The following is a 22,597-nucleotide window of genomic DNA, read 5'->3' on the forward strand; positions in this document are numbered from 1 at the left end:
GCCGCCGTAGCGGCCGCGCGGGGTGGCCCGGGGCGCCCGGTGGGCGGTCGCGCCGGCCGTCCGGCCGGAGCCGAGCAGGGCGCGCAGCGGGGCCAGCGTGTCGTTGGTGACGTACCCGGCCCAGACGAGGTCCCAGAGGGCCTCGACCAGCTCGGGCTCCGGGGTGTCCGGGACGTGCGCGGCGAGTTGGCGGAAGAAGAGCCCGTAGCCGCCCGCGAGCGCCTCCATCAGCGCGGTGTGCACGGGGGTGACGGCGGGCGGGACCGGCTCCGGGCGCAGCAGGTGGGCGTTCTCGGCGAGGTGCAGGCTGATCCAGCCGTCCTTGCCGGGCAGGGCGCCGGCGCCGGACCAGCCGATCTCGCCGGCCGCCGTCAGTTCGTCCAGCAGGTTGGGGGAGTAGTCGGCGAGCCGGGCCGGCAGGATCAGCTTTTCGAGGGCGGAGGCGGGCAGGGCGGTGCCCTGGAGCTGCTCGACCACCCGGAGCAGCCCGTCCGGGCCGCGCAGCCGGTGCCCGGCCAGGTGCTGCCACTGGGGGAGGAAGGTGGCCAGGGCGCGCGGCGGGACGGCCTCGACCTCCTGGCGCAGCGCGGCCAGCGAGCGGCGGCGCAGCCGGCGCAGTACCTCGGCGTCGCACCACTCGACCGTCGCGGTGTGGCCCTCCACCGGTCTGAACTCGCCCTGGACCAGCCGGCCGGCGGCGGTCAGCCGGTGCAGGGTGCCGGTGACCACGGCGGTGCCGAGGCCGAACCGGGCGGCGGCCTCGGCGGCGGTGAACGGGCCGTGGGTGCGGGCGTGCCGGGCGAGGAGGTCGCCGAGCGGGTCCTTGACCGGCTCGGTGAAGGCCTCGGGGACGCCGACCGGCAGCGGGGTGCCGAGGGCGTCGCGCATCCGCCCGGCGTCCTCGATGGCGGCCCAGCGCTGCTCGCCGGCGATCCGCACCGCGATCACCCGGCGGGCGGCCTCCAGCTCCAGCGCCCAGAGCGGCTCGGCGCCGCGGGCGGTGAGCTCGGCCTCGGTGAGCGGGCCGAGCAGGCGCAGCGCGTCGGCGACGCCCTCGGCGTCCTTGATCCGGCGTTCGGGGGTGAGGCGCTGGAGCTCGGCCTCCAGCTCGGCGAGGACCTGCGGGTCGAGCAGCTCGCGCAGCTCGGCCTGGCCGAGGAGCTCGGAGAGCAGCCGGGAGTCGAGCGAGAGGGCGGCGGCCCGCCGCTCGGCGAGCGGGGAGTCCCCCTCGTAGAGGAACTGGGCGACGTAGCCGAAGAGCAGCGAGCGGGCGAACGGGGACGGCTCGGGGGTGGTGACCTCGACCAGGCGGACGGCGCGGGATTCGAGGTCCCCCATCAGCTCGACCAGGCCGGGCACGTCGAAGACGTCCTGGAGGCACTCGCGGACGGCCTCCAGCACGATCGGGAAGGAGCCGTACTCGGAGGCGACCTCGAGGAGCTGGGCGGCGCGCTGGCGCTGCTGCCAGAGCGGGGTGCGCCGGCCGGGGTTGCGGCGGGGGAGCAGCAGGGCCCGGCCGGCGCACTCGCGGAAGCGCGAGGCGAACAGGGCGGAGCCGCCGACCTGGTCGGTGACGAGCTGTTCGATCTCGCCCGGGTCGAACAGGGCGGCGTCGGCGCCGACCGGGGCGTCGTCGGAGGCGGTGCGTTCCGGCGGGCCGCCGAAGTCGAAGTCGGGGGCGAGCAGGTCGGCGTCGGGGAGGCGGAGCACGATGCCGTCGTCGGCGTGCATGACCTGCGGGTCGAGGCCGTGCTTCTCGCGCAGCCTGGCGCCGAGGGCGAGCGCCCAGGGGGCGTGCACCTGGGCGCCGAAGGGCGAGTGGATGACGATCCGCCAGTCGCCCAGCTCGTCCCGGAACCGCTCGACCACGATGGTGCGGTCGTCCGGGAGGTGGCCGCAGGCGGCGCGCTGCTCCGCGAGGTAGTCGAGCAGGTTGGCGGCCGCCCAGTCGTCCAGGCCGGCCTGCTGGAGGCGTTCGGTGGCGGCCTCGGGCTGCAGGGTGCCCAGCTCGCGGGTGAACGCGCCGAGGGCGCGGCCGAGTTCGAGCGGGCGGCCGAGGGTGTCGCCCTTCCAGAACGGGAGCCGTCCGGGGACGCCGGGGGCGGGGGTGACCAGCACCTTGTCGTGGGTGATCTCCTCGATCCGCCAGGAGGTGGTGCCCAGGGTGAAGACGTCGCCCACGCGGGACTCGTAGACCATCTCCTCGTCGAGCTCCCCGACCCGGCCGCCGCCCTTCCTGCCCGTGGCCGAGTCGGCCGCGGTGGTGCCGGCGATGAAGACGCCGAACAGGCCGCGGTCGGGGATGGTGCCGCCGGAGGTGACGGCGAGCCGCTGGGCGCCGGGGCGGCCGGTGACGGTGCCGGCCACCCGGTCCCAGACCAGGCGGGGGCGCAGCTCGGCGAAGGCGTCCGAGGGGTAGCGGCCGGCCAGCATGTCGAGCACGGCGTCGAAGGCGGACTGCGGCAGGGTGGCGAACGGCGCGGCGCGGCGGACCAGGGCGAGCAGCTCGTCCACCGGCCAGCTGTCCAGCGCGGTGATCGCGACCAGCTGCTGGGCGAGCACGTCCAGCGGGTTGCGCGGGATGCGCAGCGCCTCGATCCGGCCGGCCCGCATCCGCTCGGTGACCACGGCGGACTGGACGAGGTCCCCCCGGTACTTGGGGAAGAAGACGCCGGTGGAGACGGCGCCGACCTGGTGGCCGGCCCGGCCGACGCGCTGCAGGCCGGAGGCGACCGACGGCGGCGACTCGACCTGGACGACCAGCTCGACGGCGCCCATGTCGATGCCGAGCTCCAGGCTGGAGGTGGCGACCACGGCGGGGAGCCGGCCGGCCTTCAGTTCCTCCTCGACCAGGGAGCGCTGCTCCTTGGAGACGGAACCGTGGTGGGCCCGGGCGATCACCGCGGGAGCGCCCTTGGCGGCGCCCGAGCCGCCCATCAGCTGGGCCGGCGCGTGCGCCTCGGGGACGGCCGCCCCGGTGGCGCGCTCGTGGGCGATCTCGTTCAGCCGGTTGCACAGGCGCTCGGCCAGGCGGCGGGAGTTGGCGAAGACGATGGTCGAACGGTGGGCCTGGACCAGGTCGACGATCCGCTCCTCGACGTGCGGCCAGATCGAGGCTGATCGCTGCGGGTCGCCGTCGGAGGCGCCGCCGGTGGCCGGGGCGGTGGGCAGGTCGTCCAGGTCGGGGACCGGGACGACCACCGAGAGGTCGAACTCCTTGGCGGCGGCGGGCTGGACGACGGTGGCGCCGCGCTGCGGGCTGAGGAAGCGGGCGACCTCCTCGACCGGGCGGACGGTGGCGGACAGGCCGATCCGGCGGGCCGGGCGGTCCAGCAGCTCGTCCAGCCGCTCCAGCGAGAGCGCGAGGTGGGCGCCGCGCTTGGTGCCGGCGACGGCGTGCACCTCGTCCAGGATGACCGTGTCGATGCCGCGCAGCGCCTCGCGGGAGGCGGAGGTGAGCAGCAGGAAGAGCGACTCGGGGGTGGTGATCAGGATGTCCGGCGGGTGGGTGGCGAAGCGGCGGCGGTCGGCGGCGGGGGTGTCGCCGGAGCGGATGCCGACCTGGACGTCGGGCTCGGGCAGGCCCAGCCGGACGGCGGCCTGGCGCAGGCCGGCCAGCGGGGCGCGCAGGTTGCGCTCGACGTCGACGGCGAGGGCCTTGAGCGGCGAGACGTAGAGGACCCGGCAGCGGCGCTTCGGCTCGGCGGGCACCGGGGTGCTGCTGAGGCGGTCCAGGGCGGAGAGGAAGGCGGCGAGCGTCTTGCCGGAGCCGGTCGGGGCGACCACCAGGACGTCCGTCTCCCGGCCGATGGCGTGCCAGGCCTCGGCCTGGGCCGTGGTGGGCGCGTGGAAGGCGCCCGTGAACCAGGCCCGGGTGGCCGGGGCGAATCCGGCCAGCGGGTCGGCGGGCGGCTGGGGCTGGGTCTGCGGCGCCATGCCCCCATGGTGCCGGGTGCCACTGACAACGGTCGGGCGGGCGGAGTGCCGGGCGGTCCCGTCCGGTGCAGCCCGGGCGGTTGGATCCCGTGTCGTTAAAAAGGGCAAAATAGACAAGCCGCTCATATGGTGATGTTCCAGACGATCGGGACCGACGAGTGGGAGGCCGTGCGATGGCGCAGGCGCACCCGTCCGGCAGCGGGCCCGCCCAGGCCGGTCCGCACCGGGCCCGCGGTCCCCTCCGGGCGCTGCTCGCGATGCTGCTCACCGCGCTGGTGGCCGGCGGCGCCGTCCCGTACGTGGCCGGGCCCGGCCGGTCCTACCTCAGCTACCTGGTGCTGGCCGAGCAGGAGGACGCCGCCGGCGCCGCCCGGGCCGGATCCGAGGCGCGCGCGGCCGGCGGGCAGGTCGTCCAGGAGTACCCGCAGATCGGGGCGGTCCTCGCGTACGGCGCCGGCGGCTTCGCCGACCAGGTCCGGGGCCGCCCCGGGGTGGCCGCCGTCGGCGCCACCCGGACGGCGCCGGTGCCGAGCCCGCCCCGGCCGCTGGACGGGGCCGGGAACTTCGGCGCGGGCGTCGGGACCGGTGCCGACCGGACCGGCGGGCGCAGCACCGACCACGCGGACGACGACACCGCCACCGTGGCCGACCCGGCCGAGCGCGACGCCTGGAACCTCGCCCTCCTCGGCGCCGGCGGCGTACCGCCCGGCGACACCGGCCCCACCCTGCTCCAGACCCCCACCGCCGGCCCGGGCGCGCCCTCGACGGAGGCGCTGCGCAAGGTGCTGGTCGCCGTGCTCGACTCCGGCGTCGACGACACCCACCCGGACCTGCGGGCGGCCGTCGACCCCAAGAGCTCCGCGTCCTGCGCCGACGGCCGCCCCGACGCCCGGACCGGCGCCTGGCGGCCCGACGCCGGGGTCGGGGAGAGCGGCCACGGCACGCACGTCGCCGGGATCGTCGGCGCCGCCCGGGACGGCCACGGCGTCAGCGGGGTGGCGCCCGGCGTCCGGATCGCCGCCGTCCGGCTGCTCGGCCCGCTCGGCCAGTACTACGCGGAGAACATCGTCTGCGGCGTGCTCTGGGCCGCCGACCACGGCGCCAAGGCGATCAACAACAGCTACTTCGCCGACCCGTGGAAGTACAACTGCCCGCAGGACCGCGACCAGGCCGCGCTGACCGCGGCCGTCGACCGGGCGGTCGGCTACGCCCGGCGGCACGGCGCGGTGGTGGTCGCCTCGGCCGGCAACGACGGGCAGGACCTCGGCGCGCCCCGCAGCGACGACCGCAGCCCCAACGACCGCACCTCCGGGCCGGCCCAGTCCCGTTACGTCGGCACCGAGTGCGTCCGGCTGCCCGGCGAACTGCCCGGGGTGGTCACGGTGACCGCCGTCGACCGGGACGGCCGCCCGTCCGCCTACACCAACTACGGCCGGGGCAGGATCTCGCTGGCCGCCCCCGGCGGCGACCCGGACAGCGGGGTCCAGGGGGCGGTCGTCTCCGACTGGCCCGGCGGGCAGTACGCCGCACTGGCCGGCACCTCGATGGCCGCGGCGCACGTCACCGGAGCGGTCGCGGTGGCCGCCGCGCTCCACCCGGACTGGGGCTCGGACCAACTCGCCGCGCTGCTGGCCACCACCGCGGCGGCCGCCTGCCCGCCCGGCCCGCAGGGCTGCGGCGACCGCGAGTACTACGGCGCGGGGGAGCTGGTGCTGCCGCACTGACCCGGCCGGGAGGGCCGCCGCGCCGAAAACCGGGTGACGGGCGGCGGCCGGTGGTGCACGATCGGCCCATGACCGTGCACCTGACCACCGAGCGGCTGGTGCTGCGCCGCTTCACCCCCGACGACGCCGGCCGCCTGGTGGAGCTGGACGGCGACCCGGAGGTGATGCGCTACCTCACCGGCGGCCGCCCCACCCCGCGCGAGGTCGTGGTCGGGACCCTGCTGCTGCTCTACCTCGACCACTACGAGCGCTACGGCGACCTCGGCTGGTGGGCGGCGGAGGAGCGGGACGGCGGGGCCTTCCTGGGCTGGTTCGAGTTCCGCCCGGTCGACCCGGCGGACCGCGGCGAGGTCGAGCTCGGCTACCGGCTGCGCCGGCCCGCCTGGGGGCACGGCTACGCCACCGAGGGCTCCCGGGCGCTGATCCGCCAGGGCTTCACCGGGCTCGGCGTGCGCCGGGTGGTGGCGTACACGATGGCGGTCAACCACGGCTCGCGGCGGGTCATGGAGAAGGCCGGGCTCGGCTACGTCCGGACCTTCCACGAGGACCACCCGGAGCCGATCCCCGGCACCGAGCTGGGCGAGGTCGAGTACGCCGTCACGGCGGCGGACTGGAGACCGTAGGGGTCTCCGGGCGCGGTCCGGGATACTGGTGGGCATGAGGCTGACCGAGTTCTGGCGACGGATGTACGCGCACTTCGGGGAGGCGTACGCGGAGTCGTTCGCCACCGATCACGTGATGACCGAGCTGGACGGGCGGACGGTGCGTCAGGCGCTGGAGGCGGGCTGGGAGGCCAAGGACGTCTGGCGGGTGGTCTGCGACACCCAGGGCGTGTCGGCGCTGCTCCGGTAGGCCGGTCCCCGGCGCCCGGTGCCCGGACGGGTGCCGGTCATGGGACAGACTGTCCGGGTGACAAACAGCGCAGAGCGACAGAATCCGGACAGGCCGGCGAGGGCCGGCGACGAGGCCGCGGCCCCGCAGCCCGCGTCCGGGGGAACGCCGGAGCCGGCCCTGGGCACGGCCGGCGGGCTCCGGGGAACGGGGATGCCGCGCTGGCTGCCGCGGGCGATGGTGCTGGCGCTCGTCCTGGTCGGGGTGTTCCAGCTCGCCTCCTGGGCCTTCCACCAGCTGATCGACCTCTTCGTGATGCTGCTGGTGTCCTTCTTCCTCTCGCTGGCGCTGGAGCCGGCCGTCGACCGGATGGCGGCCCGCGGGGTGCGCCGCGGCGTCGGCACCTTCCTGGTCTTCGTCGCGGTGGCGGTCGCGGTGGCGGGCTTCCTGGCCGCGCTCGGCACGCTGCTGGTCGACCAGGTGGCGAAGATCGCGGGGGACCTGCCGCACCTGCTCGACAACCTGATCGGCTGGATCAACCGGACCTTCCACCAGGACCTCTCGCTGGACGAGCTGCAGCAGAAGCTGCTCAAGGACTCCGGCGCCATCGAGAACTACGCCCAGCAGGCCGCGGACAACGTCTGGGGCGTCTCCTCCACCCTGATCGGCGGGCTCTTCCAGGCCTTCACGGTCGGCCTCTTCACCTTCTACTTCACCGCCGACGGGCCGCGGGTGCGGCGGACCGTCTGCTCGCTGCTGCCGCCCGCCCGGCAGGGCGAGGTGCTGCGGGCCTGGGAGATCGCCCTGGCCAAGACCGGCGGCTACCTGTACTCGCGGGCGCTGCTCGCGGTGGCCTCGGCACTCGCGCACTGGGTGATGTTCGCACTGCTGGACCTCCCGTACTCGGCCGCGCTGGCGGTCTGGGTCGGCGTCATGTCGCAGTTCGTGCCCACCATCGGGACGTACCTGGCGGGTGCGCTGCCGGTGCTGGTCGCGCTCACCCTGGAGCCGGTCGACGCGGTCTGGGTGCTGGTCTTCGTGGTGGTCTACCAGCAGGTCGAGAACTACCTGCTGCACCCGCGGATCACCGCGCGGACGGTGGACGTGCACCCGGCGGTGGCGTTCGGCTCCGTGATCGCGGGTGCGGCGCTGCTCGGAGCGGTCGGCGCGCTGATCGCCATCCCGGCGGCGGCCACCCTGCAGGGGTTCGTCGGCACCTACGTGCGCCGGTACGAGGTGACCACCGACCCGCGGATCGACCGGGGGGCGCAGCGGCGCGCCCGGCGGGAGCTGCGCCGGGAGGCGGCGCGGCGGCTGCGGCGGATGGTCGGGGCGGGCGTGGAGCCGGGTTCCGGCCCCGGCGGGGGGCCGGAGCCCGGCGCGGGCCGGGGTGGCGCGGACGGCGAGCGCGGGGAGGGCGCGTAGGCCGAACGAGTGAGGCTTGAATCGAACAGATGTTCTTTGTACTCTCCGGCGTGGAGTTTTCCACAGGCCGAGCCCGGTCAGGGCCGTTTGTCAGTGGGACGCGCTAGCGTCGAGGACGATGAAGCGCACAGCACAGAACCCGAGGGTGGAAGCCATGGCAGGTACGGACCGCGAGAAGGCCCTTGAGACCGCACTCGCCCAGATCGAGCGGCAGTTCGGCAAGGGCTCGGTGATGCGCCTGGGCGAGAAGGCCAACGAGCCGATCGAAGTGATCTCCACCGGGTCCACCGCCCTGGACGTCGCCCTCGGGGTCGGCGGCATCCCGCGCGGCCGGGTGATCGAGATCTACGGCCCCGAGTCCTCCGGCAAGACCACGCTGACCCTGCACCTGGCGGCCAACGCCCAGCGGGCCGGCGGCACGGTCGCGTTCGTCGACGCGGAGCACGCGCTCGACCCGGAGTACGCCAAGAAGCTCGGCGTGGACACCGACGCCCTGCTGGTCAGCCAGCCGGACACCGGTGAGCAGGCCCTGGAGATCACCGACATGCTGATCCGCTCCGGCGCGATCGACCTGGTGATCATCGACTCCGTCGCGGCGCTCGTCCCGCGCGCGGAGATCGAGGGCGAGATGGGTGACTCGCACGTCGGTCTGCAGGCCCGGCTGATGAGCCAGGCGCTGCGCAAGATCGCCGGTGCGCTGAACCAGTCGAACACCACCGCGGTGTTCATCAACCAGCTCCGCGAGAAGATCGGCGTCATGTTCGGCTCGCCGGAGACCACCACCGGTGGCCGCGCGCTGAAGTTCTACGCCTCCGTCCGCCTGGACATCCGCCGGATCGAGACCCTGAAGGACGGCACCGAGGCGGTCGGCAACCGCACCCGGGTCAAGGTCGTCAAGAACAAGGTCGCCGCCCCGTTCAAGCAGGCCGAGTTCGACATCCTCTACGGCGTGGGCATCAGCCGCGAGGGCGGCCTGATCGACATGGGCGTCGAGCACGGCTTCATCCGCAAGTCGGGCGCCTGGTACACCTACGAGGGCGACCAGCTCGGCCAGGGCAAGGAGAACGCCCGCAACTTCCTGCGGGACAACCCGCAGCTGGCCGACGAGATCGAGCGGAAGATCAAGGGCAAGCTGGGCATCGGCCCGAAGACGGAGGAGCCCGCCGAGGGCGAGGCGGCGGCCGCCGACGGTGCCGCCAAGCCGATCACCGCGACCGCCGCCAAGACGGCCGCGGTGAAGAAGACGGCGGCGGCCGCCAAGGCCTGAGCCGTTGACGCAGCACAACAGGGCGGGCGGCCCGGCGGGCCCGGAGGATGACGACGACTACGGGCCGCCGGACTGGTTCGCCGCAGTGGCAGAGCCGGACCCCGAGTCCGACCCGGAGCCGTACCCGGAACCGCCGCGCACTCCGGCGTGGGGTGCGCGCCCGGCCACGGCCCGGCGGCCGGAGTCCGGGCGGAAGCGGGGCGCGGGACCGTCGTCGGCCGACGCCCCGGGCACGGCCGGTCCCGCCGGCCTGGACGGCGGGCTCGGGCTGGTGTCGGCGTCCGAGCTGCCCACCGGGCGGCGGCGGCGCCGTTCGGCGCTGGCGGAGGAGGAGACCCCCGGCCACCGGGCCGGGGAGGAGGCGGCCGGTCACGGGGGTGCGGCCGCCTTCCCCGCCACGTCCGCCGCCACCACCGCGTCCACCGCCGGCGCGGGCGGCCGTCGGGCCCGCACCCGCACCCGTACGGACCGCGCCGGGCGTACGGCGGGGCGCGCCGCCGGGCCGTGGTCCGGGCCGGACGAGGACGCGGGCGACGGCCCGGGCGAGCTGGACGATGGCTCCGGCGGCACCGGCCGGGCGGAGAAGCCGCGCCGGGCGGCACGCGCTGCCCGGGCCGAGGAGCAGGCCGACCCGGAGACCCGCGCGCGGGACATCTGCCTGCGGCTGCTCACCGGCGCCGCCAAGTCCCGCAAGCAGCTCGCGGACGCCCTGCGCAAGCGGGAGGTCCCGGACGAGGTCGCCGAGCAGGTGCTGACCCGGCTGGAGGAGGTCGGGCTGATCGATGACGAAGCCTTCGCCCGGGCCTGGGTGGAGTCCCGGCACGCCGTCCGCGGTCTCTCCCGCCGCGCGCTGGCCCAGGAGCTGCGGACCAAGGGAGTGACCGGCGAGCCGGCCGAGCGGGCCCTCGCGCAGCTCGACCAGGACGACGAGACCGAGGCGGCCAGGGCGCTGGTCGAGCGCAAGCTGCAGTCCACCCGCGGCCTGGAGCGGCAGGTCCGGACGCGCCGGCTGGTCGGCGTGCTCGCCCGGCGCGGCTACGCCGAGGGCCTGGCCTTCCGGGTGGTCCGCGAGGCACTGGGCGAGGAGGCCGCCGGTGCCGGTCCGGAGGAAGAGGACGTGGACGGAGCACCCGCCGACGCCTGGGACTGACGGCGGTTCAGTGGGGGAGCCGGCCAAGTCCCTGGCCAGTCTTGACCGTTTCGTAACCTGCGCTTAGCCTCGCACTCAGTGCGGGAGCGCGTCGATCACTCCTCGGCCACGTCCTCGGGCAGGCATGCCCGGGCCCCGGTCGCGGCTGGTCCCGGGCGGCGTGCCGTACAGGGACGGGGAGTGGCCAGGATGAGGATCGCGCTGAGCACCGGAACGGTCGCCCCCCTGCTCTCGGTGGTGCTGCTGGTCACCGTCGTGGTGTCGGCCTGGCTGATGGTCACCCGCCTCCGGGCCGCGCAGCGGCGCGCCGTGGCCGAGACCGAGCGGGCCCGGCGCCGGGCGGAGGAACAGGCCGGGCAGCTGCGGGCCGAACTCGACCGGCGCGAGGAGCGGTTGACCGAGGAACTGCGCCGGCTCAGCGCCCGGGAGGGCGAACTCGCGGAGCGGGCCGTCGCGTTGGAGCGGGCTCGCGGCGAGGCCGAGGAGCTGGTCCGGCTCCGGTCGGCGGCGTTGGAGCAGGCCGCCGGGCTCTCCGCCGGGCAGGCCCGGGCGCAACTCGTCCGGGAGGCCGAGGCGCAGGCCCGGCGCGAGGCGGCCGTCACCGTCCGGGAGATCGAGCGGGCGGCCGAGGAGGAGGGCGAGGCACGGGCCCGGACGATCGTCGCGGGGGCGATCCAGCGGCTGGCGGCCGAGCAGACCGCGGAGACGGCGGTGTCGGTGTTCCGGCTGCCCGGCGAGGACATGAAGGGCCGGATCATCGGCCGCGAGGGCCGCAACATCCGGGCCTTCGAGGCGGTCACCGGCGTCAACCTGATCATCGACGACACCCCGGCCTCGGTGCAGCTGTCCTGCTTCGACCCCGTCCGGCGGGAGACCGCCCGGCTCACCCTGGAGCAGCTGGTCGAGGACGGCCGGATCCACCCGGTGCGGATCGAGCACGTCCACGAGCGCAGCCGCGAGGAGGTCGAGCGGCGCTGCGTCCGGGCCGGCGAGGACGCCCTGCTGGCGGTGCAGGTGGGGGGTGCGATGCACCCGGAGCTCGTCCGCACCCTGGGCACCCTGCGCTACCGGGCCTCGTACGGGCAGAACGTGCTGGGGCACCTGGTGGAGTCGGCGCACCTGGCCGGGATGATGGCCGCCGAGCTCGGGGTGGACCCGGAGCCGGTGCGCCGTTCGGCGCTGCTGCACGACATCGGGAAGGCGATGACGCACCGGGCCGAGGGCAGCCACGCGGCGATCGGGGCGGAGCTCGCCCGGCGCTACGGCGAGTCGGCGGACGTGGTGCACGCGATCGCCGCGCACCACGGCGAGGTCGAGCCGCGGACGGTCGAGGCGGTGCTGACCCAGGCCGCCGACGCCTGCTCGGCCGGCCGGCCGGGGGCCCGCAAGGAGTCGCTGGAGGTGTACGTGCGCCGGCTGGAGCGGCTGGAGGAGATCGCCCGGGCGCACGACGGGGTGGCCAAGGTGTACGCGATGCAGGCGGGCCGCGAGGTGCGGGTGATGGTGCGGCCGGAGGAGGTGGATGACCTCGGGGCACAGGTGATCGCCCGCGAGGTCGCCAAGCAGGTGGCGGAGGAGCTGACCTACCCGGGCCAGATCCGGGTCACGGTCGTCCGGGAGAGCCGGGTCACCGAGGTGGCCCGCTAGCCGAGTCCACCGCCGGTGCGGCCGGTGCGGCGGCCTGGGCGCTGCCGGCCCCGGCGGCCGGAGCGGGCTCGGGCCCGCCGGTGAGCGGCTGCGGCCCGCCCCGGGCCCCGTCGGCCAGCGCCTGGAGGTCCTCGGCGGCCGCGCCCTGGGTGACCCCGACCAGGTGGCCGTCCGGGCGGATCAGCAGCACGGTGTGCGGCCCGGCGCCCGGGTACTCCTCGGTGACCAGGACCTCGGCCGGCACCGGCAGGGCCCCGGCGACCTCGGCGAGCCGGGGCATCAGCCCGGCGCCCAGCCAGTGCTCGGCGGACCAGACCGCGGTGCCGGGGGCGACCAGCAGCAGCAGGAAGGTCGAGCCGAGCCGGGCGTGCAGCCGGTCCGCCGTGCCGTCGGTGGCGAGCACCGGCAGGTCCGGCACCAGCACGCCGGGGGCGGTGGCGGGCAGCAGTTCGCTGAGCGAGGTGGTGCCGCGCGCGCCGCGCTGGACCGGCACCCGCCCGGGGACGCCGGAGGGGGCGGCCGGGTAGGCGGGGGCGCCGCCGAACCGGCCGGTGCCGAGCTGGCCGTCGGCGAGCAGTGGCGCGTGCTTGCGGAACGAGCCGGTGAACAGCGAGCGGCGGGTGGCCGGCCAGCCGCGCAGCGGGCGCAGCAGCGGCATGGCCTGGTCGACGGCGCGCAGCCGGGCGCCGACCGCGCCGCGCCGCTCGGCCTCGTAGCCGTCGAGCAGCGAGCCGCCGGGCTGGGGGCCGCCGGTGTGGAGGTGCCACGCGAGGGAGAGGCGCCAGGCGAGGTTGTCGGCGTCGCGCAGCCCGTCGGCGAGGTTCTGCATGCCGAGCGCGCCGTGCAGGTGGGCGGCGTCGCCGGCGAGGAAGCAGCGGCCGCTGCGGAACCGGGCGGCGAGCCGCTGCTGGGCGGTGTGGTCGGCGGCGGCGAGCAGCTCGTAGCGCGGGAGTTCGCCGCACCAGCCGGTGAGGGTGGCGGTGACCCGGGTGAGCAGGGTGTCGCCGGTGACGATGCCGGGCCAGGTGGCGTGCGGGTCGACCGGTTCGGTGGGCGCCGGTCTGCCCGGGGGCAGCCGCCAGTCGAGCCGCCAGACGCCGTCGGGGAGCGGTCGGGCGGAGGCCTCGCGGTCGCCGCGCCACGGGGGCTCGCGGTGCAGCCGGGCCTCGGTGAAGGGCAGGTCGACCCGGACGGTGGCGATGGCGTTGCGGTCGACGGCCGGCCGCCCCGGGAAGCGGATCTTCAGCAGCTTGCGGACGGTGGAGCGGGCGCCGTCGCAGCCGACCAGGTGGCTGCCGCGCCACCAGGTCTCGGTGCCGTCCTGCGGGTTGCGGGTGTGGACGCTGACGCCGTCGCGGTCCTGTTCGAGCCGGGTGACCCGGCTCAGCGGGACCAGCCGGACCAGCGGGGTGCCGGTGAGCGCGTCGCGCAGGCCGCGCTGGAGCCGGTGCTGCGGGAGGTGCAGGACCGGGGTGTCGGCGAGGTCGAAGCGGAGTACCTCCTGGCGCCGGCGCCAGATGGTGAAGGCGTCCCACCGGGCGGCGTCGGAGACGGCCCGCGGGTAGCCGATCCGGGTCAGGAAGGCGGCGGTGTCGGCGCCGAGCACGACACTGCGAGGGCTCTCGGGGCAGAGCCCGGAGCCCTCGTCCAGGACTATGGTCGGCACCTCGTGCCGGGCGAGTGCGAGGGCCAGGGCCAGACCGACCGGTCCGGCCCCGACCACGATCACCGGGTCCATGCCGGGACCCCCGGGCATGGGCAGGCCGACGGGGTGGCGTCATATGCCGCGAGGATGGTCCCGGATGGTGTCACGAAGAGCAATGCAACAGTTCACCTGCGTGTCCGTCAAGCAGCAGCCGATGTGCGCCGGTTCGCGCCGCGGCGGCCGCGTGCTTCGATCCACCGGGCGAGCGCCGTGAGGAGGAGGCACATCGCGACGTAGATCGGCCCGATCACGAGCACCACGGGGATGTAGGGGAAGCCCGCGGCGTTGATCGGCTGACTGGCGATCGCCTTACCGATGAACAGCAGCTCGTGGTAGGTGATGATGAAGCCGAGCGAGGTGTCCTTCAGGGTGACGACCAGCTGGCCGATCATCGAGGGCAGCATCGAGCGGACCGCCTGCGGCACCAGGATGGTCGTCATCACCTGGGTCTTGCGCAGGCCGAGTGCGTACGCCGCCTCGCCCTGGCCGCGCGGGACGGCGTTGACGCCGCTGCGGATGATCTCGGCCTGGACGGAGCCGTTGTAGAGGGTGAGGCCGAGCACCAGCGCCCACATCGGCTCCTTGGCGAAGAAGGCGTAGTAGAGCGCGACGATCAGGATCAGCAGCGGCATCGCCCGGAAGAACTGGACGAAGGAGACGGCCGCCCAGCGCACCGGCTTGTGGTCGGACAGCTGCCCGGCCGCCAGGAGTGCGCCCAGCGCGAGCGAGAACACCGCTGCCAGCCCGAAGGCCTCCAGCGTGGACAGCAGGCCGTCGACGATCCGCTGCTGGACGGTGTTGTACTGGAAGACGTCCCAGAGCTGCGCGTCGAACTGGCCGTTGTCGGCGAGCGTGGTGATGACGTACCAGGCCAGTCCGGCGACGCCGACGAGCGACAGCACCCCGAACAGCCGGTTCCGCGTGCCGGCCCGCGGGCCGGGGGCGTCGTAGAGGACGCTGGCCGTGGAGGCACGGGTGAAGAGGGAGCTCATCGGGCCACCGCCAGTCGGTCTTCCAGGAAGCGGAACAGCAGGGCGACGGTGGCGCTGATCACCAGATAGGCGCAGGCCACCCAGAAGAAGATCGAGAAGATCGAGTAGCCGCGCTCGGAGAAGGTCTGCTGCACGCTGTAGAGCTCGCTGACGCTGAACGCGCCGGCGATCGCCGAGTTCCTCGGCAGGGCGATGAAGACGCTGCTCATCGGCGCGAGCACGGTCCGGGCGGCCTGCGGCAGGACGATCGAGAACAGCGTCTGGCCGAAGGTCATGCCGAGGCTGCGGGCGGCCTCCGCCTGGCCCAGCGGCACGGTGTTGATGCCCGAGCGCAGGACCTCGCAGACGAACGCGGCGGTGTAGCTGCCGAGCGCCAGCACCGCGAAGGCGAGGTGGCTGAAGTGCACACCGAGCTGCGGGAGCCCGAAGGTCACGGCGAAGAACAGCAGGGTCAGCGGGGTGTTGCGGAACAGCGTCACCCAGGCGGTGCCGAAGCCGCGCAGCACCGGCACCGGGGAGACCCGGAAGGCCGCCAGCAGGGTGCCCAGCAGTAGGGCGAGCAGTGCGCTGAGCGCGCTCAGCTCGATCGTCTGCAGGAAGCCGTCGCGGAACAGCGCGAAGTTGCCGTCCTCGAACAGGAAACCCATCCGGCGGCCCTCCTCTCAGGGGTGGTCGGGAACAGTGGTCAGTCGGTCGACGGGCGGATCAGTACCGCTCCAGGGCCGGCGGCGTGGGCGCGGCCGAGCCGGAGAGGCCGAGGGTGGCGTCGTACGCCTTCTTCCAGTCGCCGTTGTCCTGGTGGGCCTTCAGCGCGTCGCTGACGGCGTTGCGCAGCGCCGCGTCGTCCTTGTTCATGCCGACGCCGTAGTTCTCCTTGGTGAACGGCTGGCCGACCACCTTGAGCTTGCCGGCGAACTTGGAGGCGTAACCCTTGAGGATCGCGTCGTCGGTGGTGACGGCGTCGACCTCGCCGGAGAGCAGCTTCTCCACGCAGGCCGAGTAGGTGTCGAACTGGGTGATCTTCGCGTTGTACTTCTGGATGTTCTTGATCGACGTCGAGCCGGTGGCGGTGCAGACGTTCTTGCCGTTGACCGAGTCCGGGCCGGTGATGTCCTTGTTGTCGGCCTTCACCAGCAGGTCCTGGCCGGCGACGTAGTACGGGCCGGCGAAGGAGACCGTCTTCTTGCGCTCGTCGTTGATGCTGTAGGTGCCGACGTAGAAGTCGATCTGGCCGTTGGCGATGGCCGGCTCGCGCTGCGAGGAGACCAGCGTCTGCCACTTGATCTGCTGCGGGGTGAAGCCGAGGTCGGCGGCGATCATCTTGGCGATCTCGATGTCGAAGCCGCTGCGGTCGCCGCTGGCGACGTCCTCGAAGCCGAGGAACGGCTGGTCGGCCTTGGCGCCGATGATCAGCTGGCCGCGCTTCTTGGCCTTGTCGAAGATCTGCGAGTCCACCTTGGCGTCGGTCTTGACGGTGTAGGTGGGCAGCTTCGGGGCGTTGCTCGCGCTGGCGGCGTCCGTGCCGGGCGTGCCGTCCTTGCCACAGGCGGTGGCGGTGAGCGCGATGGCACAGAGCGCGACGGCGAAGGTGCGACGGGTCCTCATGAGGGTAGCTCCTCGGGCTGGGCCACGGATCAACCGGGCTCTGGCGACAGGAAGTTGGCCGGGTCGGCGGGGGGTATGCGGGGGCGTCCTTGCCACCGCGGGCCGGGTGCCGGCCCGGAGAGGTCCGGACCGTCCGGGGCGCCCGTGGGGGACCGGCGCGCCCGGGGGCGGTCAGTGCTGCAGGATCTTGGAGAGGAAGTCCTTCGCGCGTTCGCTGCGCGGCGCGGTGAAGAAGGCCTCGGGGGTGTTCTGCTCGACGATCCGGCCGTCGGCCATGAAGAGCACGCGGTTGGCGGCGGAGCGGGCGAAGCCCATCTCGTGGGTGACGACGACCATCGTCATGCCGTCGGCGGCCAGTTGGCGCATGACCTCCAGCACCTCGTTGATCATCTCCGGGTCGAGCGCCGAGGTGGGCTCGTCGAAGAGCATCACCTTCGGGTTCATCGCCAGCGCCCGGGCGATCGCGACCCGCTGCTGCTGCCCGCCGGAGAGCTGGGCCGGGAACTTCCCGGCCTGCGCACCGACCCCGACCCGGTCCAGCAGCTCCTTGGCGGTGGCCACGGCCTTGTCGCGGGCGATCCCGCGGACCTTGACCTGGCCGAGCACCACGTTGTCCAGCACGGTCTTGTGCGCGAACAGGTTGAAGCTCTGGAACACCATGCCGACCTCGGCCCGGAGCCGGGCCAGCTCGCGGCCCTCGGCGGGCAGCGGGCGGCCGTCGATGGTGATCGTGCCGGAGTCGATGGTCTCCAGCCGGTTGATCGTCCGGCAGAGCGTGGACTTGCCCGACCCGGAGGGGCCGATCAGGACCACCACCTCGCCCTGCTTGATCTCCAGGTTGATGTCCTGGAGCACGTGCAGGGGCCCGTAGTGCTTGTTCACCCCGCTCAGCACCACCAGGGGGGCGGCTGCGGCGCTGGAGTCCTTGACGAGGCCCTCGGTCATCGCGCCTGCTCCCTGATGTCGGCCCGAGAGCTGAACTCCCTTGGGCGGCAATGGTGATAAGAAACCGGGGGCCTTGGCCGGCGGAGCCGCGGCCCCCGGTGGGGTGACCATAGGAGCCGTGGCGATGTGCCGTCAGCCGATCTGAGCGGAACTTGAGGATCACGATCCGGCCACACGGTGGGTGCGTACTGTTCACGAGGACCCCGCAGGGGCAGGTGACAGCGGGCACCCCGCCCCGCCCCACGCCGTCCCGGCCGGTCCCGGGGCGTGGCCGATCCTGGCGTCCGGCGCTCCGCTGGCCCATACTGCGCAGGACCGGGACCTGCCCGGTCGGGGCCGGTGAACACCACGCGACACCACGCGACACCCCGGGGAACGTCGGGGAGAGGAGGAACGATGCGACTGCTGCTCGTCGAGGACGACGAACGCGTGGCCGCCGCGCTGGTCGCTGTGCTGGGACGGCACGGCTTCCAGGTCAGGCACGCCCGCAGCGGGCACGAGGCGCTCGACGCGCTGGTGCCGGACGGCAACGAGCCGTACCGGGTGGTCCTGCTCGACCTCGGGCTGCCCGACCGGGACGGCTTCGAGGTGTGCAGCCGGATCCGGGCCGGCAGCGGAGTGCCCGTGATCATGGTCACCGCGCGTGCCGACATCCGTTCCCGGATCCACGGCCTCAACCTCGGCGCCGACGACTACGTCACCAAGCCCTACGACATGGGCGAGCTGCTCGCCCGGATCCACGCGGTGGCCCGGCGCGGCTCGGCGCCCGCCGCCGTCGCGGTGCCCACGCCCGACGCCGTCCCGCAGCAGCGCGGTCCGCTGGAGTCGCGCGGCATCGTGATCGACCGCGAGCGCCGCCGGGTCAGCGTCGACGGCCGGGACGTCCCGCTCACCCGCAAGGAGTTCGACCTGCTGGCACTGCTCGCGCAGAGCCCCGGGGTGGTCTACCGCCGCGAGCAGATATTCAGCGAGGTGTGGCGCAGCGGCTGGGAGGGCAACGGCCGCACCCTGGAGGTGCACATCGGCTCGCTGCGCACCAAGCTCGCCCTGCCCGGCCTGGTCGAGGCCGTCCGGGGCGTCGGCTACCGGCTGATCCCCGAGTCCCCGGCCGCCGCCGCGGACGCCCCCCAGGCCCGCGCGGAGCACTGACCGCACGTGCGCACCCGCCTGCTCGGCATCCTGATCGCGCTGATGCTCTGCGTCCTGGCCGCCCTCGGGCTGCCGCTCGCCGCCGCCGTCGCGGCCGCCGAGCAGAGCCGGGTGGTGGTCGACCGGCTCGACGACGCGGCCCGGTTCGCCCAGGACCTGCCCACCTCGAGCGTCTCGGCCCTGGACTCCGCGCTCAAGGGCGAGCTGGAGCCCGCGCCCGGCGACCTCAGCCGCCGGCACGCGCTCGACGCCGAGGTGGCGCGCTACCACGAGCTCTACGGCGTCCGGCTGGGCATCTTCCAGCGCGACGGCGTCCCGATCGCCACCGCCCCGGCGGACTGGCGGGTGCCGGCCGCGGGCTGGGGCGCGCAGGCCTTCCAGGAGGCCCTGGACGGGCGGCGCAGCCACAACCCGCCGCAGGTCTGGCCGTGGAGCTCCGACCGGACGCTGACCATCGCCACGCCGGTGGTCCGGGACGGCGACGTGGTCGCGGTGGTGCTCAGCGAGTCCCCGACCGGGGCGCTGCGCACCCGGGTGCTGCACCGCTGGCTGGTGATCGGGGCCGGCGAGGCCGCGGCGATGATCGTCGCCGTGCTGCTGGCCGTCCGGCTCACCGAGTGGGTGCTGCGGCCGGTCCGGACGCTGGACCGGGCCACCCACGACATCGCCACCGGCCGGATGAACGCCCGGGTCGCGCCCGGCGGCGGGCCGCCCGAACTGCAGCGCCTGGCCCGTTCGTTCAACGAGATGGCCGATCACGTGGTGCTCGCGCTGGACCAGCAGAAGGCCTTCGTCGCGGACGCCTCGCACCAGCTGCGCAACCCGCTGGCGGCGCTGCTGCTGCGGGTCGAGGTGCTGGGCCTGGAGCTGCCCGAGGGGCACGACGAGGAGCTCGGCGGGGTCCGCGAGGAGGGCGCCCGGCTGGCCCGGGTGCTGGACGACCTGCTCGGGCTGGCCACCGCCGAGCACGCCCGCCCGGAGCCGGAGCCGACCGACCTGGCCGAGCTCACGCTGGCCCGGGCGGACGCCTGGCGGCCGGTGGCCGTCCAGCGCGGGATCGAGCTCGGCTGGGAGGGCCCGGCGCTGGCGCTGGGCATGGCCGACCCGATCGGCTTCGGCAGCGCGCTGGACGCGGTGATCGACAACGCGCTCAAGTTCGGCCCGGCCGGCAGCCGGGTGCGGGTGCTGGTCGCGGTGCGGCGCAGCGAGGTCGCGGTGACCGTGTCGGACGCCGGGCCCGGCCTCACCGAGGAGGAGCTGGCCCGGGCCGGGGACCGGTTCTGGCGCAGCGCGCGGCACCAGAACGTGGACGGGTCCGGTCTCGGCCTCTCGATCGCCCGCACCCTGCTGCAGGCCGCGGGCGGTTCGCTCGCCTTCGCGCCGGTGGAGCCGACCGGCCTCGCGGTGACCCTGGCGGTGCCGCGGGCGGAGACCAAGGGCGAGGGCAAGGGGTAGGGCGGCCGCAAGGAGCGTGGCGCGCCCGCAGGGGGAGGGGCACTACCGGCCCGTCACGGCTTCACCGAGCGGTAGTAGCGGGCCGCGCCCTCGTGCAGCGGGAGCGGGTCGGTGTAGACGGCGGTGCGCAGGTCGACCAGCTGGGCGGCGTGCACCTGGGAGCCGATCTGGTCGCGGCTGTCTATCACCGCCTTCGTCATGCCCTGGACCAGGTCGGTGTCCACGTCGTCCCGGGTGATCAGCAGGTTGGGCACCGCCACGGTGGCGACCGCGTCCTTGGGCTCGGCGTTCGGATAGGTGCCCTTGGGCATGGTGGCCGCCCGGTAGGCGTCGGTGCCGCCGCCCTCGACCTTGTGCACGGCCTCGGCGAGGTCGCCGAGCGGCACGATCCGGATCCGGACGTGGTCGGAGAGGTCGGTGAGCGCGCTGGTCGGCAGCCCGCCGGACCAGAAGAAGGCGTCCAGCTGCCCGGCCCGCAGCTGGTCGGCCGCGTCGCCGAGGCCCAGCATGACGGGTTTGATGTCGCGGTCCGGGTCCAGGCCGGCCGAGGAGAGCAGCCGCCGGGTCACCAGGTTCACCCCGGACTTGGCCTGGCCGACGCCGACCCGCAGGCCCTTGAGGTCGGCCGTCCGGTGCACCGGGGAGCTGGCCGGGACGATCAGCTGCAGGTAGTCGTCGTAGAGCCGGGCGATCGCCCGCAGCCGCTCCCGGCCGGGGCCGGAGTACTGGGCGACGGCGTCGGCGGTGGCGATCGCGAAGTCGTCCTGGCCGCTGGTGACCCGGGCCAGGTTGTCGATCGAGCCCTCCGAGTTGTCCAGCCGCAGCCGCACGCCCGGCATGGCCTTGGCGACGTGGTCCTCCAGCAGCTGCCCGTACCGGTCGTACACCCCGCGCTTCCCCCCGGTGGCGAAGCCGGTCTCGCCGTGGGGGTAGCCCGGCGAGCGGCCCGCGGAGAGCCACCAGCCGCCGAACGCCGCCAGGACCAGCACCAGGACCAGCACCGTCCGCCAGAGCGGACTGCGCGCCGCTGCACGGAGGACGGCGCCGGGTCGGGGCGCGGTGGTGGGGGCCATGGAGGGATAGTGCCAGGCGCGCGCACCGAACGGGAGGGGCCGACGCCGTGAGCCGGGCCGCCCGCGCCGCGGGCAGGGCCTGCCGGGGCCGGTGACCGGTGGCCGGGGCCGGTGGGGAAAAGCGCTTCGCGGCTGCCCGTACCCTGGTCTGGTGAGCGGTGAGAGCGGATTGAAGAGCTACAAGGTCGTGACCTACGGCTGCCAGATGAACGTCCACGACTCCGAGCGGCTGTCGGGCCTGCTCGAGGACGCGGGCTACGTGAAGGCCGGGCAGGACGGCGACCCGGACCTGGTCGTGTTCAACACCTGCGCGGTGCGCGAGAACGCCGACAACAAGCTGTACGGCAACCTCGGGCAGCTGGCGCCGGTCAAGAGCCGCCACAAGGGCATGCAGATCGCGGTCGGCGGCTGCCTGGCGCAGAAGGACCGCGACACCATCGTGCGGAAGGCCCCCTGGGTCGACGTGGTGTTCGGCACCCACAACATCGGGCACCTGCCGGCGCTGCTGGAGCGGGCCGCGGTCGAGCGCAAGGCCCAGGTCGAGATCCTGGAGTCGCTGGAGACCTTCCCCTCCACCCTGCCCACCCGCCGCGAGTCCGCGTACGCCGCGTGGGTGGCCATCTCGGTCGGCTGCAACAACACCTGCACGTTCTGCATCGTCCCCGCGCTGCGCGGCAAGGAGGAGGACCGCCGCCCCGGCGACGTCCTCGCCGAGATCGAGGCGCTGGTCGACGAGGGCGTCATCGAGGTGACCCTGCTCGGCCAGAACGTCAACGCCTACGGCTCCGACCTGGGCGACCGCGAGGCCTTCTCCAAGCTGCTGCGCGCCGCCGGGCAGATCGAGGGCCTGGAGCGGATCCGCTTCACCTCGCCGCACCCGCGCGACTTCACCGACGACGTGATCGCCGCGATGGCCGAGACCCCGAACGTGATGCACCAGCTGCACATGCCGCTGCAGTCCGGCTCGGACACCGTGCTCAAGGCGATGCGCCGCTCGTACCGGCAGGAGCGCTTCCTCGGCATCATCGAGAAGGTCCGCGAGGCGATGCCGGACGCCGCGATCTCCACCGACATCATCGTGGGCTTCCCCGGCGAGACCGAGGAGGACTTCGAGCAGACCATGCACGTGGTCCGCGAGGCCCGCTTCACCAACGCCTTCACCTTCCAGTACTCCAAGCGCCCCGGCACCCCGGCCGCCGACATGGCGGACCAGGTGCCGAAGGCCGTCGTGCAGGCCCGCTACGACCGGCTGATCGCCCTCCAGGAGGAGATCTCCTGGGAGGAGAACAAGAAGCAGGTCGGCCGCACCCTGGAGATCCTGGTCGCCGAGGGCGAGGGCAAGAAGGACGACCGGACCGACCGGCTCTCCGGCCGCGCCCCCGACAACCGGCTGGTGCACTTCACCCGGCCGACCGAGCCGGTCCGTCCCGGCGACGTGGTCACGGTGGAGATCACCTACGCCGCCCCGCACCACCTGCTGGCCGAGGGCCCGACCCTCGCGGTGCGCCGCACCCGGGCCGGTGACGCCTGGGAGAAGCGGCAGGCCAAGCCCGCCGCCAAGCCGGCCGGCGTGATGCTCGGCCTGCCGGGCATCGGCGCCCCGGCGGCGCTGCCGCTCGCGGCCCCGGCGGGCGGCGCCTGCTGCGGCGACTGACCAAGCAGCCACCGGCGGCCCGGCGGGACCTCGCGTCCC

At 74.4% G+C, this 22,597-nt stretch carries 17 protein-coding genes; 10 read left to right on the forward strand and 7 right to left on the reverse strand.

Annotated features, from left to right (window positions below):
• Positions 1 to 3,936: ATP-dependent helicase (locus tag ABZ885_RS18435; protein WP_360189191.1), on the reverse strand; the 3,936-nt coding region annotated here is incomplete at its 3' end.
• 173 nt (positions 3,937 to 4,109) lie between these two features.
• Between ABZ885_RS18435 and ABZ885_RS18440 the strand changes: the two genes are divergently transcribed.
• The 7 genes from ABZ885_RS18440 (at position 4,110) to rny (ending at position 11,980) form a co-directional block, all read left to right on the forward strand.
• Complete coding sequence (locus ABZ885_RS18440; RefSeq protein WP_360189193.1) at positions 4,110 to 5,660, forward strand: S8 family serine peptidase; 1,551 nt, start codon at positions 4,110 to 4,112, stop codon at positions 5,658 to 5,660.
• A 68-nt stretch (positions 5,661 to 5,728) separates the two neighbouring features.
• A complete protein-coding gene (locus tag ABZ885_RS18445) occupies positions 5,729 to 6,283 on the forward strand; it encodes a GNAT family N-acetyltransferase (protein ID WP_360189195.1) in 555 nt (184 codons plus the stop codon).
• Positions 6,284 to 6,317: 34 nt separating this feature from the next.
• Complete coding sequence (locus ABZ885_RS18450; RefSeq protein ID WP_360189197.1) at positions 6,318 to 6,512, forward strand: DUF3046 domain-containing protein; 195 nt, start codon at positions 6,318 to 6,320, stop codon at positions 6,510 to 6,512.
• 192 nt (positions 6,513 to 6,704) lie between these two features.
• Positions 6,705 to 7,916 (forward strand): AI-2E family transporter, encoded by a 1,212-nt coding sequence (locus tag ABZ885_RS18455; protein ID WP_360189199.1) that lies wholly within the window; start codon positions 6,705 to 6,707, stop codon positions 7,914 to 7,916.
• Positions 7,917 to 8,070: 154 nt separating this feature from the next.
• Positions 8,071 to 9,183, forward strand: a complete 1,113-nt coding sequence (gene recA, locus ABZ885_RS18460) for a recombinase RecA (protein WP_360189202.1) — start codon at positions 8,071 to 8,073, stop codon at positions 9,181 to 9,183.
• 4 nt (positions 9,184 to 9,187) lie between these two features.
• Positions 9,188 to 10,333: a RecX family transcriptional regulator gene (locus ABZ885_RS18465; RefSeq protein ID WP_360189205.1), complete on the forward strand. Its 1,146-nt coding sequence runs from the start codon at positions 9,188 to 9,190 to the stop codon at positions 10,331 to 10,333.
• A gap of 189 nt (positions 10,334 to 10,522) precedes the next feature.
• Positions 10,523 to 11,980: a ribonuclease Y gene (gene rny, locus ABZ885_RS18470; protein ID WP_360189208.1), complete on the forward strand. Its 1,458-nt coding sequence runs from the start codon at positions 10,523 to 10,525 to the stop codon at positions 11,978 to 11,980.
• Here the strand turns inward: rny and ABZ885_RS18475 are convergent.
• From ABZ885_RS18475 to ABZ885_RS18495, 5 genes are all read right to left on the reverse strand, one after another.
• Positions 11,961 to 13,718, reverse strand: a complete 1,758-nt coding sequence (locus ABZ885_RS18475; RefSeq protein ID WP_360189209.1) for an FAD-dependent monooxygenase — start codon at positions 13,716 to 13,718, stop codon at positions 11,961 to 11,963. The two genes, rny and ABZ885_RS18475, sit on opposite strands and share 20 nt — an antisense overlap.
• Before the next feature lie 107 nt (positions 13,719 to 13,825).
• Positions 13,826 to 14,677, reverse strand: a complete 852-nt coding sequence (locus ABZ885_RS18480) for an amino acid ABC transporter permease (protein ID WP_360189212.1) — start codon at positions 14,675 to 14,677, stop codon at positions 13,826 to 13,828.
• The gene (locus ABZ885_RS18485) at positions 14,674 to 15,324 is read right to left on the reverse strand and encodes an amino acid ABC transporter permease (RefSeq protein WP_360189215.1); all 651 of its coding nucleotides are present in this window, start codon (positions 15,322 to 15,324) and stop codon (positions 14,674 to 14,676) included. Before ABZ885_RS18485 ends, ABZ885_RS18480 begins: the two co-directional genes overlap by 4 nt.
• Before the next feature lie 58 nt (positions 15,325 to 15,382).
• Positions 15,383 to 16,282, reverse strand: a complete 900-nt coding sequence (locus ABZ885_RS18490; protein WP_360189217.1) for a glutamate ABC transporter substrate-binding protein — start codon at positions 16,280 to 16,282, stop codon at positions 15,383 to 15,385.
• 171 nt (positions 16,283 to 16,453) lie between these two features.
• On the reverse strand, positions 16,454 to 17,227 hold the full coding sequence (locus ABZ885_RS18495; protein WP_360189220.1) for an amino acid ABC transporter ATP-binding protein: 774 nt from the start codon (positions 17,225 to 17,227) through the stop codon (positions 16,454 to 16,456).
• A gap of 396 nt (positions 17,228 to 17,623) precedes the next feature.
• On the opposite strand from ABZ885_RS18495, the gene ABZ885_RS18500 reads away from it, so the two are divergent.
• Positions 17,624 to 18,376, forward strand: coding sequence for a response regulator transcription factor (locus ABZ885_RS18500; protein WP_360189223.1), 753 nt, complete (start codon positions 17,624 to 17,626; stop codon positions 18,374 to 18,376).
• A 6-nt stretch (positions 18,377 to 18,382) separates the two neighbouring features.
• Positions 18,383 to 19,831, forward strand: a complete 1,449-nt coding sequence (locus ABZ885_RS18505) for a HAMP domain-containing sensor histidine kinase (RefSeq protein WP_360189226.1) — start codon at positions 18,383 to 18,385, stop codon at positions 19,829 to 19,831.
• Between the two features lie 53 nt (positions 19,832 to 19,884).
• On the opposite strand, the gene ABZ885_RS18510 is transcribed toward ABZ885_RS18505, so the two are convergent.
• Entirely contained in the window at positions 19,885 to 20,904 is a 1,020-nt protein-coding gene (locus tag ABZ885_RS18510; protein WP_360189228.1) for a TAXI family TRAP transporter solute-binding subunit, read from the reverse strand.
• A gap of 151 nt (positions 20,905 to 21,055) precedes the next feature.
• Here ABZ885_RS18510 and miaB point away from each other — a divergent pair, with 151 nt between their 5' ends.
• Positions 21,056 to 22,558 carry a tRNA (N6-isopentenyl adenosine(37)-C2)-methylthiotransferase MiaB gene (miaB, locus tag ABZ885_RS18515; protein WP_360189231.1) on the forward strand — a complete coding sequence of 501 codons (1,503 nt, stop codon included), beginning with the start codon at positions 21,056 to 21,058 and terminating at the stop codon, positions 22,556 to 22,558.
• The last annotated feature ends 39 nt before the right edge of the window (positions 22,559 to 22,597 follow it).

It is taken from the genome of Kitasatospora sp. NPDC047058 (genome assembly GCF_040643935.1).
In the GTDB taxonomy this organism is placed as follows: Bacteria; Actinomycetota; Actinomycetes; order Streptomycetales; family Streptomycetaceae; genus Kitasatospora.